This window comes from Massilia sp. W12 (genome assembly GCF_037300705.1).
Lineage (GTDB): Bacteria > Pseudomonadota > Gammaproteobacteria > Burkholderiales > Burkholderiaceae_D > JACPVY01.
The window spans coordinates 5,877,860-5,892,774 of record NZ_CP147776.1 but is presented as its reverse complement, the minus strand read 5'-3'; the positions used below and the strand labels follow the sequence as shown (position 1 = coordinate 5,892,774).

The following is a 14,915-nucleotide window of genomic DNA, read 5'->3' as shown; positions in this document are numbered from 1 at the left end:
GGAAAGATTGATGAAAACCTGGGCCGTGGCGGAATATTCCCTGTATGTCGGCAAACCCTTGCTGGATATGTTGCGCTCATTGCAATTCGCCGCCGATGAGCAAGCCGCGCGCGCCCTGGTGCAGTCCGGCCAGGTTTGGCTGGACGGCCGCGCTTTGCAAGATCCTGATCTGGTATTGAAAATACGCGATGTCCAGCCCGGCAGTATTTTTCAGGTGGCGGGCGAGGCCGTGCAATTGATCATTTGGGTCGATGAGGAATAAAGCCCGGCCCGGCTTCAATCGTATTCAATGATTAAAGGCGCGTGATCGGAAAAACGCTGCTCTTTATAGACCGAGACCGAACGCGCGCGCGCCGCAAGACCGGCGCTGGCCAATTGGTAATCAATACGCCAGCCGACATCCTTGGCCCAAGCCTGGCCGCGATTGCTCCACCAGGTGTATTGCGCCACCCCGGGCAAGAGCTGGCGGTGCACATCGCAATAACCGGCTTGCTCCAGCACGCGGCCAAACCAGGCGCGCTCTTCCGGTAAAAAACCGGAATTCTTCAAATTGCCCTTCCAGTTTTTCAGGTCGATTTCCTGGTGTGCGATATTCCAATCGCCGCAAATCACCAACTCACGCCCGCTGTCTTTCATTTCCTGCTGCAAAGCCTGCAAATGCGGGAAAAATTCCGCCATGAAACGGAATTTGGCTTGCTGCCGCTCTTCCGATGAGGAGCCGGACGGGCAATACAGGGAAATCACGGTGAGCGGCCCCAGATCCACCCGCACATAGCGCCCTTCAGGGTCGAATTCCGCGCTGCCAAAGCCGATTTGCACCTTGTCCGGCTGCGCCCGGCTGTACACGCCAACGCCGGAGTAACCTTTCTTTTCAGCGTATTGGAAGTGCCCATGCCAGCCATCCGGCTGTAAAAAAGCGGGCGTCATATCGGCGGCCTGCGCCTTCAATTCCTGCACGCAAACCACATCGGCTTGCTGCGCTTGCATCCATTCAAAAAAACCCTTGCTGGCGGCGGAGCGGATGCCATTCAAATTGGCTGAGATGATTTTGGGCATGACTGGTTTTCGCGCAAAAAAAACGCCAGCATACCCGATTTCCTGCCGCGCACCTCGCCGCCGCAAGCTGTCAGAGGGCATGATTGAAGCTAAAATGAGGGACTTGAGCGCCGCCAGCGCCGCTGTCCGGCCATCCATTCTTTCCCAGAGGTCAACTTGAGCAATTTACGTCAGGAATTTATTGCATTTTCCGTGCAAGCCGGTGTGCTGTCGTTTGGCGAATTTATCACCAAGGCAGGCCGCCCCTCTCCTTATTTCTTCAACGCCGGGCTGTTCAATGATGGCGCCAATCTGGGCCGTCTGGCGCAGTTCTATGCGCAAACCCTGCTCGCTTCCGGCCTTGAATTCGATATGCTGTTCGGCCCGGCCTACAAGGGCATCACCCTGGCCAGCGCGACTGCGGTGGCGCTGGCCGGCCATGGCCGCAACACTTCTTTCGCATACAACCGCAAAGAAGCCAAAGACCATGGCGAAGGCGGCAGCCTGGTCGGCGCGCGCCTGCAAGGCAAGGTGGTGATTATTGACGACGTGATTTCCGCCGGCACCTCGGTGCGCGAATCGGTGCAATTGATCAAAGCCGCCGGCGCGCAGCCTTGCGCAGTATTAATCGCGCTCGACCGCATGGAGCGCGGCGGCAAGGATGGCGTGATTTCGGAATTATCAGCCGTGCAGGAAGTCCAGCAGCAATATGACATTCCAGTGATTTCGATTGCGAATCTGGATGATTTGTTCGACTATTTAAACAGCGCCGCAGCCGATCCCAGACTGAGCCAGTATCAGCAGGCGGTGGCGGCATATCGGCAACGTTACGGCATAGCGAGAACCCATGAATAAACGCGCGATACTGTGCGCTTGCGTGGCGGCCAGCCTGTCTCTGAGTCTGTCCGCCCCCGCTCATGCGCAACAAATCTACCAATGCAAGGACGCCAGTGGCCGCACGCTGACTTCCGACCGCCCGATTCCCGAATGCGCCGACCGCAGCACCAAGCTGCTGGGCAAAGATGGCACGGTGCGCAAAGAAATTGGGCCGCCGCCCACCGCTGAGCAAAAAGCCGCGATGAAGGCCGAGGAAGAAAAGAAAAAGGCTGAACAAGCCGCACTGGCCGAACAGAAAAAACGCGATATGTTGCTGCTCTCGATGTATCGCAGCGAAAAAGAAATTGAAGCAGCGCGCGAGCGTAAGATCACCCAGATCCGCAACGAAATCATCGAAGCGAATAACGCCGCTGACGCCTACGCACAAAAGCGCAAGTCAGTACAGAAAGAAATTGACAAGATCAAGAGCGTCAACCCGAAAGCAAAAATCTCGCAGGAAATGCAAACCCGCTTTGATGACGCCAATACTTCCGAACAGGGCGAGCGCAAACGGGCGGAAAAACTGGAAGCAGATTTGATCGGCCATAAACAGTACTTTGATGAGGCCATGAGCCGCTTCAAAGAACTTAATGGACAGACAAACGAGAAACCAAAACGTTGACAGGCATGCACGAAGGATTTACGCATACCCGGCGCTTATCCACTACAATACGCAGCCGCCAACATGCGGCTGCGCCCCGGATGGCAGGAAGCGGGGATGCAAAATGCAAGCTTTGTTGCATGGCAGATACAGTATTTCCTGCGATGGCGGCCAACACTGTCAGGGACGCCGCACTGCTGTCACATGCAATCTGAGGCCCTTGCGGGCATGGTTTGCTTCAGGCGCAGCGCCCACGGGTGCATCTGTGTGGCGGCAGTTTTTCGGGGTTCAACAGCCCTGTGGCTTTTTCTTTGTGTGGCGCTATGACCAAGCTGAGTAGAATTTTACCGCCTGAGAATGTTGTGCTGGATTTGACGGTATCCAGCAAAAAACGGGTGTTTGAGCAAGCCGGGCTGATCTTTGAAAATAATTGCGGGATTGCCCGCGCCACGGTTTCAGAAAGCCTGTTTGCTCGCGAATGCCTGGGTTCGACCGGGATTGGCAGCGGCATTGCAGTGCCGCATGGCCGCATGAAAGGCGTGAAATTGAAAACGCCGCTGGCCGCATTTGTGCGTCTGGCCGACCCGATTCCATTTGAATCGCCGGATGGGGCGCCGGTCAATCTGTTGTTCTTCCTCCTCATTCCTGATAACGTTACAGAGATGCATCTGGAAATTCTGTCGGAAATTGCAGAAATGTGTTCCGATGACAACTTCCGTAATATGCTGACGCAAGAAACGTCGGCTGCGGTGGTGCACCAAAACATTGTGAATTGGCAATCCAGTTTGCAAAGCATTGTTTAACGCAAGCTTTTTGCGATTTTTTTCGCCAGGTTTTAGCCTATGATGCCCACACCCCTGACCATCCAGCAGCTGTACGATGAGAATCGTGAATCTTTGCAGTTGGGCTGGTTCGCCGGCTTTCCGGGTGGCGAGCGGCTGATTTCCGGCGATATGGCCTCTGCCGCTGATCAAGTCGGCCACTTGAATTTGATCCACCCTGGCCGCATCCAGGTTTTCGGCCATCAGGAAATCAATTACTACCAGCGCTTGAAGCCCGAGTCGCGCGCCTATCAGATTGAAGAACTGATCTCCGGCGGCCCGCCCGCGCTGGTGATTGCGCAGGGCCTGGAAACCCCGCCCGATATTCTCTCCATCTGCGACGAAAGAAACATCCCCCTGTTTTCCACACCACTGCCGGCGGCGCAGGTGATCGACTATCTGCGCGTGTATCTGTCCAAAAAACTGGCGCCGCGCATCATCATGCACGGCGTGTTCATGGATGTGCTGGGGGTGGGTGTGCTGATCACCGGCGACTCCGGCCTGGGCAAAAGCGAACTCGGGCTGGAATTGATTTCACGCAACCATGGCCTGGTGGCGGATGATGCGGTCGAATTCGCCCGCATTGCGCCGAATATGATCGAAGGACGCTGCCCTGCGCTGTTGCAAAATCTGCTGGAAGTGCGCGGCCTGGGGCTGCTCGATATCAAGGCGATTTTTGGCGAAACCGCAGTGCGGCGCAAAATGCGCTTAAAGCTGATTGTGCATCTGGTGCGCCGCCGCACGCTGGAAGAAGAGCCGGATCGTCTGCCCTTTATGAACCCGACTGAAGACGTGCTGGGCCTGCCAATCCGCAAAGTGATTATCCCGGTGGCCGCCGGGCGCAATATTGCGGTGCTGCTGGAAGCCGCTGTGCGCAACACAATCATGCAATTGCGCGGCATTGACACCCTGGCCGAATTCGTCGAACGGCAGCGCCAGGCCATGAGCGGAGACTGAAGCAATGCGCATCGTCATCATCACCGGTATGTCAGGCTCAGGCAAATCGGTAGCGCTGAATGTGCTGGAGGATGCCGGTTATTACTGCGTGGACAATATGCCGCCGGCCCTGTTGCAGGCGCTGGCGGAAACCCTGGCGGCGGATGGCGTGCGCGAACTGGCGGTGGCGATGGATGTGCGCAGCGCTTCCTCACTGAGCAATTTGCCGGCCAGCATCCAAGCGCTGCGCGCCAGCACGCATGACATCAAAATCCTGTATCTGACTGCGAATACGCCCACGCTGGTGGCGCGCTTTTCTGAAACCCGGCGCAGTCATCCGCTAAGCCACCGCGCGGCGGAATATTCCCTGATTGAATGTATTGAAAAAGAGCGCGAAGCCCTGGCCCCGGTGGAAATGCTGGCGCAAGTGCTGGACACTTCGCATCTGGCGGCGAATAAATTGCGTTTGTGGGTCAAGGAATTCATTGCGCTGGAACATGCCGCGCTGAATCTGATTTTTGAATCCTTCGCGTTTAAAAACGGCGTGCCGCTGGCGGCGGATTTTGTATTTGATGTGCGCGCCCTGCCGAATCCATTTTATGAGCTGCCTTTGCGCCCGCTGAGCGGACGTGACGCCCCGGTCGCCGACTGGCTGCGCGCCCAGGCGCCGGTGCAAGCGATGCAGGAAGATATCCAAACCTTTCTGCAAAAATGGCTGCCCGCCTTTCAGAAAGACAACCGCAGTTATCTGACAGTGGCGCTGGGTTGCACCGGCGGCCAGCACCGTTCAGTATTCATCGCGGAAAGTCTGGCCGCGCACTTCCGCACGCGCCAGCAGGATGGCTTGCAAGTGGTGGTGCGGCACCGGGAACTGTAAAGCTGCGGGCGGCAAGCTCAGCGCATGCCGATTTCATCTTCGCGCTGTTTTTGCGCCAATTCACGCAGCGCCGCCGCATTTTTCGGGTTTTTATTCACTTCATGGTTGCCGGCATCGAGCGCTTTGACCACCCGTGAACAGGCTTCAGGATTGGCTTTTTTGCCGGGAAAACTGTCTTGCACATTTTTACTGCCGCTCTTGGCCGCGCCGCTGTTGAGCTTGGCGATTTCCGCTTCAATCTCATCTTCGCTGTAGCTGGCCTGACGCATCGCTTTTCTGAAATAGCGCTCCCAGAACGGCAAGACTTTCAAATAGTCGGCGTTACGCTTTTTCCAATCTTTTAAAGCAGCTTGAAAACCCTGTTCGCTTGCGCTGCCCAGCGCAGCACACATTTTTTGCCCGGTTTCCAACGCGGATTCGGTGGCGATCAAACTGCGCAAAGGCTCGATGTATTTACTGATCTGCGCCGGATCGTTTTTTGCTTGCGCCTGCACTGTCCAATTTGAACAAAGCAGACAGATTGCCAGACTGATGTGTTTCCAATTCCCCATGCCATACTCCTGAATGAGCGGCTATTATAGGGAAAATGGTTTCCTTATAGCAACCATATCCCCCGGGAAAGACCTCAAACACTGAATCAAACGCCATCCTGCCGCCATAAAGCAGGCTGCTCATACAAGCCGGTCAGCAATTTTTTCACCGGGGCCGGCAAGCCAAGGTCTTGCAATGTGCTGCACAAGCGCCACGTCCAATCTTGATTCGCCAGCATCTGCGGCATCTGCGCCAGATCCAGCAGCCACGGCTGAATATGCAAGCGGAAATGGGTGAATTGGTGACTCAGTGGCGGCAAAGCGCGGCAGGCTGCATCTCTGGCTCCGAAACGCTGCGCGGCTTCCTGCGCAATCCAGTCCGCATCATATTCATCATCCTGGCTGACGTGGCCGGCCAGCTCTGGCAAGGAGAGTAAGCCGCCCCAGATGCCAAGCTGCGGCCTTTGTTCCAACAAAATATGCCCTTCAGCCTGCAAAATCAGCAAATGCGCGTATTTTTCCGGGATTTCGCGCGCCGGTTTTTTGACCGGCAATTCGGCGGTGCGCCCTGTGGCATGCGCCACACAGCGCGCCTGGAAAGGGCAACGCGCGCAATCCGGCTTGCTGCGCGTGCACAGGGTGGCGCCCAAATCCATCAAACCCTGGGTGTAGGCTTCGATCCCCTGCACCGGCAAGAGCGCTTCGGCGCGCAACCACAACTGCTGTTCAGTTTTCTTTTCGCCCGGCCAGACATCAACGCCAAACACGCGCGCAAACACGCGTTTGACATTGCCATCCAAAATCGCCGCCCGCACGCCGTAGGAAAAGGCGGCAATCGCGGCGGCGGTGGAACGGCCTATGCCGGGCAAATCGGCCAACTTGGCCGGATCTGCCGGAAACACGCCGCCATGCCCTCGCATCACCGCTTGTGCGCAGGCGTGCAAATTGCGCGCCCGGCTGTAGTAGCCCAGACCGCTCCAATACGCCATCACGTCGGCTTGATCAGCCGCCGCCAGCGTGGCCAAATCAGGGAAGCGCGTTAAAAATTTCTCATAGTAGGGAATCACCGCGCTGACCTGGGTCTGCTGCAGCATGATTTCTGACAGCCAGATGCGATAGGCGTCGCGCGTGTTTTGCCATGGCAGGCTGTGCCGCCCATGCCGGCTCTGCCAGGCGATCAGGTCAGCCGAAAAGGTGGGATCGGTATACGTCATTGCGCCGCCCGCAGGCGGCGCAATGGTGGAGGATGCAGCTTTCACTCTTCAGATAACTTCACTTCAGCCGCCAGCGCGGTGCGCAACTCATTTTCCAGTTCCTGGAAGGCCGCTTTTTCTTTGTCCAATTCCGCCTGCATTTCTTCAAACGACTTGATTTTCTCTTCCAGGCTGTCGGTTGCGGTGTGAATGCGCTGGATCGAGACCATGCGGTTTTTCAGCTGCTCTTTATGCTCGCGGATCTGCGATTCGAGCGGGGCCATGATCACTTTCAGCCAGGCTTCGACATCGCGGTTGGCCTGCACAAAACTTTGTTTCACGCGCGAAGCAATCGAATCAAAGAATTTTTGCATCAAAATCGCGCGCGATGTGGTCATCATGGTCGCCACCCCGAATTGCTTCTGGTACACGCCTTCGATCATGGTGATTTCTTTGCGGTATTTTTCCAGCGAGAACGGCATCGGCAAAGACAGCGCCAAGCCGTGCTCGGTTGAGAATTTGCGATACATCACGGTCATCATCTCGGTGATTTCCTCTGTCTTTTTGTCGGAGGAATCGAGATTGCGCTTGATTTGATCAAAGAAATTCTTCACCGCGTCGCGCAAACCGCCGGACAGCTTGCTGTTTTTCATCGCTTCACGGGTTTTTTCGATGTCTTCTTTCAGAATATCCATGCCCAGGCTGGTGTACACCTCGGTGGACAGGCGGGTGAAAACGGTGCGCGTGCCTTGCAGCTTGAGCAGACTGGAATCAAAGTCTTTCTTTTCCGCATCGATCCGCTTCATCATGTGTTCGACCACATTCTTGTTCTTGCCGCGCAGGGCTTTAAACTCGAATAATTGCTCGACCACGCTGCGCGTGCGCGAAGACAACATGGTGTTTTGCGCCAACAGCAGCGCATCGATATCGGCTTGCAATTGGCGGCAAATAATGTCGCGCTTGGATGGAATCAGCTCGTTTGACAGCGCATTTTCCAAGGCCGGCAGGCGGCTCTTTTGCAACATTTCGCGGTCGCGGTTGATTTTGCCGACCAGGCCTTTTTGCGCCGACACCGGGAACACATATTTCTTTTCCAGCGCCAGCATATGCGCCACGCTGCCAACCTGCTTGTCAATCTGGGTTTCGATTTCTGCGGCAGAGCGCAACTCATCCCACATGCTGTCGATTTTGTTCAACACCACCATGCGCCCGGCGCCGGCGCCGATGTGATTGCGCCACACGTCGATATCGCTCTTGGTGACGCCGGTATCCGCCGCCAGAATGAACAGCACCGCGTGCGCATTCGGAATCAGGTTCAAGGTCAGTTCAGGTTCGGTGCCGATGGCGTTCAAACCAGGCGTATCCAGAATCACCAAACCTTGCTTGAGCAAAGGATGCGGGAAATTGATGATGGCATGGCGCCACAGGGAGATTTCAACCTGTCCGTCTTCATTGACGGTCAGGCTGGAATCCGGGTCGGATTCATCGTACAGGCCGAAGCGCTTGGCTTCCTCGGTGGAAACGTATTTGGTCAGGCTGACTTGCTTGAACGCTTCCAACATGCCGTCGCCGGAATTGATATCCAGCGGCAACACCGTCCATTGCTCCGGCTGGCTCTTGTATTCGCTGGTGGATTTGGATTCGGCCCGGGTTTCAATCGGCAACAAACGGATGCAGGGTGGAATCGCCGCATCGTACATCAGCTCGGTCGGACACATGGTGGTGCGACCGGCGGAGGAAGGCAGAATGCGCTGCCCGTAATCTGCAAAGAAAATGGAATTGATCAATTCCGACTTGCCGCGCGAAAATTCAGCGACGAACGCAATCGACAATTTATCATCCGCCAAGCGTGACAACACGCGGTTGAAGCGCTGTTCGCTGGCGGGATCGGACAGCTCAGCCTGCCCGACAAATTCGCGATACTTCTGCAATGTCGTCACGACGCCTTGCCGCCATGCGCTGTATTCCTTGAAATCCTGCACCAGAGTACTCACATTGCCCCCACACGTTGCGGAACCGCAGCCGGTTCCATTGTTTGATTCATCTTATACGGCGCTGTGTCACCCGTCTTGCGCCGCCTGTATGCCTTCATTATATAGGGCAACAAAGTGCGCCACGAGCATTATGCAAATAGCAAGGCTGGCTGCCTTTGCCCACAGCCTGTCTCAGATTGTGCCCAATTTTTGTTCTGATAGCGAGTACAAAATGGCGCCGCAGCCTACCAGTGCTGGCAATGGGCGCAATAAAAAGTCGAGCGCTGTCCCTGTTGCAATTGGCGCACCGGATGCTGGCAAACGCGGCACGGCTGCCCGCTGCGCGCATACACAAAATAATCCTGCTGAAAATAGCCGCTCTGGCCGTTGACTTGCAGAAAATCGCGCAGGGTGCTGCCGCCTTTTTCAATCGCCGCCGCCAAAATCTGCCGGATCGCCCCGGCCAGCTTATCGCATCGCGCCCGGCTCAAGCGGTTGGCCGGGGTTTTCGGATGAATGCGCGCCATGAACAGCGCTTCCGAGCAATAGATATTGCCAACCCCGACCACAATGTCGCCTGCCAGCAACACTTGCTTGATGGCGGCGCTGCGCTTGCGGCAGCCCTGGTGTAAAACCGCGCCGTCAAAGCCCTCTTGCAATGGCTCGACGCCCAGATGCGCCAACAGCGGATGGGCCTGCCAAGGGCCGTCGGCATGCGCATGCCACAGCACAGCGCCAAAACGGCGCGGATCGGTGAAACGCAATACGCGCGCGGCTGCGCCCTGCCCCATTTGCAGATCGACATGATCATGTTTTTCCGGCGCAATCCCCGGCGGCAAAATGCGCAAATGGCCCGACATGCCCAGGTGCAGAATCAAAACGCCATGGGCGAATTGCAAAATCAGATATTTGCCGCGCCGCTCGCATGCCTCGATTTTGCGGCCCATCAATTGCTGCGCCAGATCTGGCGCAAACGGCCAGCGCAAGCCTTCGCGCCGCAACACCAGGCCGCTTACGGTTTCCTGCTCAAGATAAGGCGCAATACCGCGCCGGGTGACTTCAACTTCGGGCAATTCTGGCATATTGATTTCCTGAAAAACTGACAGCCGCGCACGTTCGCGCCTGCACAGAAAACTGCATGGGCGTACAATGGGATTTTGCCAGAACCGTCGGGAAACACCTTGAAAAACGCTCTCGCCAATGCCGTACTCCTCAGCCTGGGCAGCCTGCTCTCGGCCCAGGCCGCTGCCTTGCCATCCAGCGCTGCGCCCATGCTGGCGCAAGCCGCGCCAGCCACACCAGCGTCAGATGGCGCGTCCACGCCTGCAGCCAAAGAAGCCGCTAAAGAGGATGAGGACGAAGACGAGGACAAACCGAAACAACCCGATCCCAATCTGCCGTTGCTCAATTTATCGCCGGATCTGCTGTACCGCACCCTGGCCTCGGAAATCGCAGCCCAGCGCGGCCAATGGCAATCTTCCTATGTCACCTTGTTGTCGCTGGCGCAGCAAACGCGCGACCCGCGTCTGGCGCGACGCGCCATGGAGGTCGCGCTTAGCGCCAAACAGATGAACGAGGGCATGAATGCGGTGCGTTTATGGCGCGAATTGAGTCCGACATCAGACGAAGCCGCGCAATACCATATGGCGCTGGCGGTGATGCAGGATAAATTGGGCGAAGTGCTGCCGCTGTTCCAAAAACGGATTCAGGACAGCCCGCTTCCCGCGCGCGGCGCGGTGATCAGCATGCTGTATCAGCGTTACCTGAATCAAGCCAAGGATAAAAAACTGCTGTTCAGCCAGCTGGAACAGTTATTGGCCCCGCATCAATCATTCCTGGAAGCACGTCTGGTGCTGGCGCAAGCTGCGCTGGCCAAGGGCGACAGCGCGCGCGCGCAGCAGGAAGCGAATGCGGCGCTGGCCATCAAACCGGACTCCGAACTGGCCCTGATGACGCTGATTTATGTCACAGACAATCTGGCGCAATCGCAAAAGCTGGCCGAAGATTTTCTGACGAAACATCCGCAAGCGCATGAGGCGCGCCTGTCCTGGGCCCGCATGCTGATCGAGCGCAAGCAATACACCGCTGCGCGCAGCCAGTTCGAGGTGCTGCTCGGGGCCAAGTATCAAGAGCTGACCTGCCTGTATGCGCTGGGTGTGATCAATCTGCAATTAAAAGATTACAAATCGGCGCAGGAATATTTGCAACGCTGGCTTAACACCCCGGGCCACGGGCGTGATGACGGGCGCGACCCGAACCGGGTGCGCTTGATGCTGTCGCAGATTGCCGAAGAGCTGGGGCAACGCAAAGAAGCCTTGGACTGGCTGGAAAAAATCAACGACAGCGATTCTTCGCAATATCTGAACGCCACCCTGCGCCGCGCCCAGCTGCTGGCCAAAGATGGCAAGCTGGAGGAGGCGCGCCAATTATTGCAACAGCAAACGCCGCAAAACGAAGCCGAAAAAGTGCAAGTCCTGCAAATGGAAGTCGCCTTGCTGCGCGAAGCCAATCGCATGCTGGAAGCCTATGCGCGCCTGGAGCAGGGTTTGCAATTGGCCCCGTCGAATACCGATTTGCTGTATGAACATGCGATGCTGGCCGAAAAACTGCAGCGCTATGCGGTGATGGAAAGCAGTCTGCGCAAAGTGATCAAACTGGCGCCGGACAACCACCATGCCTATAACGCACTGGGCTATTCGCTGGCTGAACGCAATATCCGCCTGGCGGAAGCGCAAACGCTGATTGAAAAAGCACTGCAATTGGCGCCGGACGATCCTTTCATTCTTGACAGCCTGGGCTGGGTGCAATTCCGCCAAGGCAAATTGAAAGAAGCGGAAATCACTTTGCGGCGCGCTTACAGCCTGCGCCCGGACGCGGAAATCGGCGCCCATCTGGCCGAAGTGCTGTGGCAGGCCGGCCAGAAAGAAGCGGCGGAAAAGGTTTTGCGCGAAGCCGCCGTCAAAGACCCTTCCAATGACACGCTGAAAACCACGCTCAACCGGCTGCAACTCAAATTATGATGCTCCGGCTTTGCTATCTGCCGCTGCTGCTGGCCTGCAGCGGCTGCGCCAGTGCGCCCGCCCTGCCGCTCAGCGCGGCGGCGCAAACTGAGGCACGGCAAACATGCGCCGCTGTCAGCCAACTGGAATTGCAAGGCCGGCTCTCAGTGCGCTATGAGCACGGAGAAGGCAAGCAGCAGAGCATGCAAGCCAATTTCACCTGGCGTCAACAGGCGCAGGAATTGCAGATTCTGCTCAGCAATCCCTTGGGTCAGGGCATGGCGCAAGTCAGCGTCACCGCCGGGGGCGCGCAATTCACCGATATGCAAGGCGCGCAGCATGTCGCCGCCGATGTGGATGCTTTAAGCGAAAAACTGTTGGGCTGGCCGCTGCCAGTGGCTGGATTGCGTGACTGGTTGCGCGGCTGCGGCCGCCTGGCTGACGGCAACTTGTTTCAAGCCCATCCGCAAGGCGCAGACAGTTTTTACAGCGCCGACGGCTGGCGCATCCGCTACGCTTCCTGGCATGACAACGGGCAACCGAAACGGATTGACCTGGAGCGCAGAATCAATCAGCAGGAAGCCGATGTCTTCCTGCGCATTCTGCTGGACGCAAGATCCTGAGTTCCTCAGTTAAGCGCTTTGTTGCTTCGATAACGCATGGCTTTATTGAAATTTCCCGCAAATTACAGCTTCCTCCCTCGGCGGAAAGCACTGCAGGCGCGATGACTTGTTTCGCGCCCCAGGCCTTGTTACTCCGCCCGGCCAGGAAGCCGGTAAACTGCGCACTCATGCCAATCCAACTGAGGAACCCAGGATAATGACCGCATTACACCTGACCTGCCCGGCCAAATTGAATCTGTTTTTGCATGTGGTGGGCCGGCGCGAGGACGGCTATCACTTGCTGCAAAGCGTATTCCAATTGATAGACCTGAGCGACACGCTGGAAATTGAAAAAGCGCCGGATGCGCACATCAGCCGCATCAGCGGTCTGGACGAGGTGCCGCCGGAACAGGATTTATGCCTGCGCGCCGCGCGCTTGCTGCAAGATGAATTGGCCGCACGCGGCCAGCCGCGCCAGGGGCTGTGCTACCGCCTGCACAAACGCATCCCGATGGGCGGCGGGCTGGGCGGCGGCTCTTCCGACGCCGCCAGCATGCTGCTCGGCGCCAACCATTTGTGGCAAGGCGGCCTGCAACGTGAAGAATTGATGCAGATGGCTGTGCGACTGGGCGCGGATGTGCCGTTTTTCCTGTTTGGGCGCAATGCTTTTGTCGAGGGCATAGGCGAACGCATGCAAGCAGTACACACCCGCGCCAGCGCAGTGGTGCTGCTGGCGCCAGGGGTGCATGTGCCGACGCCACAAATTTTTTCTGCAAAAGACTTGACACGTAATTCGGATATCTGCACAATAGCGGACTTTTCCAGTAGCGAACTTTCTGAAGAACGCGAATTTGGGAAAAATGATTTGCAGAAAGTAGCGACCCGCTTGTTTCCGCCAATCGCCGAAGCGCTCACTTGGTTGTCGCGTTTTGGCGACGCCAGAATGACTGGTTCCGGTTCTTGCATTTTCTGCCGTGTTGCCGATATGGCGCAGGCGCAGGAAATAGTCAAACAGGTTCCACCGCAATGGCAGGCGTATGCAACGCAGACCTTGAGTGAACATCCCCTGGTCAAGCTGCTCTGAAGCGAAACAAAAAAATTTTTAAAATTTCTTTGTGTTCGATGCAAATTCAAGCTATAATCTTGGTCTTGTGGCATCGAACATAAAACAAGAAATAAACGACAGCATGCAAAACTGCATACGGTTTAGTTCTTGAACAGGTTGTGTAGGGGAATCGCCAAGTTGGTTAAGGCACTGGATTTTGATTCCAGCATGCGAAGGTTCGAATCCTTCTTCCCCTGCCAGTAATGCAACGGGCGCCACTCAAGTGGCGCCCGTTTTTGTTTTCAGATCCCACATCGAATTCCGGTGGTCAGGGCCGCGTTCTGCGCAGATGACCCCACCTACGCAAGCTGCCAATGGCCTCACCCCTTGGCAGCTTTTTTTAAGCTTGTTTTTTCTGTTGGAGCTCCCATGGCATATGAAAACCTGATGGTTTTTACAGGTAACGCGAACCCCGCGCTGGCTGTCGGAGTTGCCAGCCAACTCGGTATTTCCCTCGGTAAAGCAGTCGTCTCCAAGTTCTCGGATGGCGAAGTGATGGTCGAGATCAACGAGAATGTGCGCGGCAAAGATGTGATTGTGCTGCAATCAACTTGCGCCCCGACCAATGACAACCTGATGGAAATCATGTTGATGGTCGATGCATTAAAGCGCGCATCGGCTGGCCGCATCACTGCTGCAATCCCTTACTTTGGTTACGCCCGCCAGGATCGCCGCCCGCGTTCCGCGCGTGTGGCGATTTCCGCCAAAGTGGTCGCGAATATGCTGGAAGAAGCCGGTGTGGAACGTGTGCTGATCATGGATTTGCACGCAGACCAGATTCAGGGCTTCTTCGACATCCCGGTGGACAATATCTACGCCTCGCCGATTTTGCTGGGCGATTTGCAAAAGAAAAATTACGAAGACTTGCTGGTGGTGTCGCCTGACGTGGGCGGCGTGGTGCGCGCGCGCGCGCTGGCCAAGCGCCTGAATTGCGATCTGGCCATCATCGACAAACGCCGCCCGAAAGCCAATGTGGCGGAAGTCATGAATATTATTGGCGAAGTGGATGGCCGTAACTGCGTCATCATGGACGATATGGTGGACACCGCCGGCACCCTGACCAAAGCGGCGGAAGTGCTGAAAGAGCGCGGCGCCAAGAAAGTGGTGGCGTACTGCACGCATCCGGTGCTGTCCGGCCCGGCAATTGAGCGCATCGCCAACTCCCCGCTGGACGAGTTGGTGGTGACGGACACCATTCCGCTGACCGCTGCCGCCACCGCCTGCAACAAAATCCGCCAATTGACATGCGCGCCGCTGCTGGCGGAAACCTTCCGTCGCATCACGCGCGGCGATTCGGTGATTTCGCTGTTTGTGGACTGATTTGCTGTACACCAGGGGCCAGGCGCACAGCCTGGCCCCTGTCTTTT

The 14,915-nt window shown here is 56.7% G+C and carries 15 protein-coding genes and 1 tRNA gene; 11 read left to right on the top strand and 5 right to left on the bottom strand.

All coding sequences use genetic code 11. The features are described 5' to 3' along the window. Positions 1–10: 10 nt before the first annotated feature. On the top strand, positions 11–262 hold the full coding sequence (locus tag V8J88_RS24290) for a hypothetical protein (RefSeq protein WP_338846874.1): 252 nt from the start codon (positions 11–13) through the stop codon (positions 260–262). Between the two features lie 14 nt (positions 263–276). Here the strand turns inward: V8J88_RS24290 and V8J88_RS24285 are convergent, their stop codons facing one another. Continuing rightward, positions 277–1,056 (bottom strand): exodeoxyribonuclease III, encoded by a 780-nt coding sequence (locus tag V8J88_RS24285; RefSeq protein WP_338846873.1) that lies wholly within the window; start codon positions 1,054–1,056, stop codon positions 277–279. A gap of 156 nt (positions 1,057–1,212) precedes the next feature. Here V8J88_RS24285 and pyrE point away from each other — a divergent pair, with 156 nt between their 5' ends. The 5 genes from pyrE to rapZ all read left to right on the top strand — a co-directional run bounded on the left by pyrE (position 1,213) and on the right by rapZ (position 5,146). Beyond that, positions 1,213–1,890 carry an orotate phosphoribosyltransferase gene (pyrE, locus tag V8J88_RS24280; RefSeq protein WP_338846872.1) on the top strand — a complete coding sequence of 226 codons (678 nt, stop codon included), beginning with the start codon at positions 1,213–1,215 and terminating at the stop codon, positions 1,888–1,890. Then, the gene (locus V8J88_RS24275; RefSeq protein WP_338846871.1) at positions 1,883–2,533 is read left to right on the top strand and encodes a DUF4124 domain-containing protein; all 651 of its coding nucleotides are present in this window, start codon (positions 1,883–1,885) and stop codon (positions 2,531–2,533) included. The genes pyrE and V8J88_RS24275 overlap by 8 nt, the downstream gene beginning before the upstream one ends. Before the next feature lie 302 nt (positions 2,534–2,835). After that, a complete protein-coding gene (locus V8J88_RS24270) occupies positions 2,836–3,315 on the top strand; it encodes a PTS sugar transporter subunit IIA (RefSeq protein WP_338846870.1) in 480 nt (159 codons plus the stop codon). Positions 3,316–3,354: 39 nt separating this feature from the next. Then, a complete protein-coding gene (hprK, locus tag V8J88_RS24265) occupies positions 3,355–4,290 on the top strand; it encodes an HPr(Ser) kinase/phosphatase (protein WP_338846869.1) in 936 nt (311 codons plus the stop codon). Positions 4,291–4,294: 4 nt separating this feature from the next. Beyond that, the gene (rapZ, locus tag V8J88_RS24260) at positions 4,295–5,146 is read left to right on the top strand and encodes an RNase adapter RapZ (RefSeq protein WP_338846868.1); all 852 of its coding nucleotides are present in this window, start codon (positions 4,295–4,297) and stop codon (positions 5,144–5,146) included. 17 nt (positions 5,147–5,163) lie between these two features. Here the strand turns inward: rapZ and V8J88_RS24255 are convergent, their stop codons facing one another. From V8J88_RS24255 to mutM, 4 genes are all read right to left on the bottom strand, one after another. Beyond that, on the bottom strand, positions 5,164–5,697 hold the full coding sequence (locus V8J88_RS24255; protein WP_338846867.1) for a hypothetical protein: 534 nt from the start codon (positions 5,695–5,697) through the stop codon (positions 5,164–5,166). Between the two features lie 86 nt (positions 5,698–5,783). After that, positions 5,784–6,890 carry an A/G-specific adenine glycosylase gene (gene mutY, locus V8J88_RS24250; protein ID WP_338846866.1) on the bottom strand — a complete coding sequence of 369 codons (1,107 nt, stop codon included), beginning with the start codon at positions 6,888–6,890 and terminating at the stop codon, positions 5,784–5,786. Positions 6,891–6,931: 41 nt separating this feature from the next. Then, positions 6,932–8,863, bottom strand: coding sequence for a dynamin family protein (locus V8J88_RS24245; protein ID WP_338846865.1), 1,932 nt, complete (start codon positions 8,861–8,863; stop codon positions 6,932–6,934). A gap of 224 nt (positions 8,864–9,087) precedes the next feature. Further along, positions 9,088–9,924 (bottom strand): bifunctional DNA-formamidopyrimidine glycosylase/DNA-(apurinic or apyrimidinic site) lyase, encoded by an 837-nt coding sequence (mutM, locus tag V8J88_RS24240; RefSeq protein WP_338846864.1) that lies wholly within the window; start codon positions 9,922–9,924, stop codon positions 9,088–9,090. 99 nt (positions 9,925–10,023) lie between these two features. Between mutM and V8J88_RS24235 the strand changes: the two genes are divergently transcribed. The 5 genes from V8J88_RS24235 to V8J88_RS24215 all read left to right on the top strand — a co-directional run bounded on the left by V8J88_RS24235 (position 10,024) and on the right by V8J88_RS24215 (position 14,868). Continuing rightward, the gene (locus V8J88_RS24235; RefSeq protein ID WP_338846863.1) at positions 10,024–11,862 is read left to right on the top strand and encodes a tetratricopeptide repeat protein; all 1,839 of its coding nucleotides are present in this window, start codon (positions 10,024–10,026) and stop codon (positions 11,860–11,862) included. Next, on the top strand, positions 11,859–12,464 hold the full coding sequence (gene lolB / locus V8J88_RS24230; protein ID WP_338846862.1) for a lipoprotein insertase outer membrane protein LolB: 606 nt from the start codon (positions 11,859–11,861) through the stop codon (positions 12,462–12,464). The genes V8J88_RS24235 and lolB overlap by 4 nt, the downstream gene beginning before the upstream one ends. Before the next feature lie 196 nt (positions 12,465–12,660). Then, entirely contained in the window at positions 12,661–13,527 is an 867-nt protein-coding gene (gene ispE, locus V8J88_RS24225) for a 4-(cytidine 5'-diphospho)-2-C-methyl-D-erythritol kinase (RefSeq protein ID WP_338846861.1), read from the top strand. A gap of 144 nt (positions 13,528–13,671) precedes the next feature. After that, positions 13,672–13,748, top strand: a tRNA-Gln gene (locus V8J88_RS24220). 169 nt (positions 13,749–13,917) lie between these two features. After that, the gene (locus tag V8J88_RS24215; protein WP_338846860.1) at positions 13,918–14,868 is read left to right on the top strand and encodes a ribose-phosphate pyrophosphokinase; all 951 of its coding nucleotides are present in this window, start codon (positions 13,918–13,920) and stop codon (positions 14,866–14,868) included. Positions 14,869–14,915: the final 47 nt, after the last annotated feature.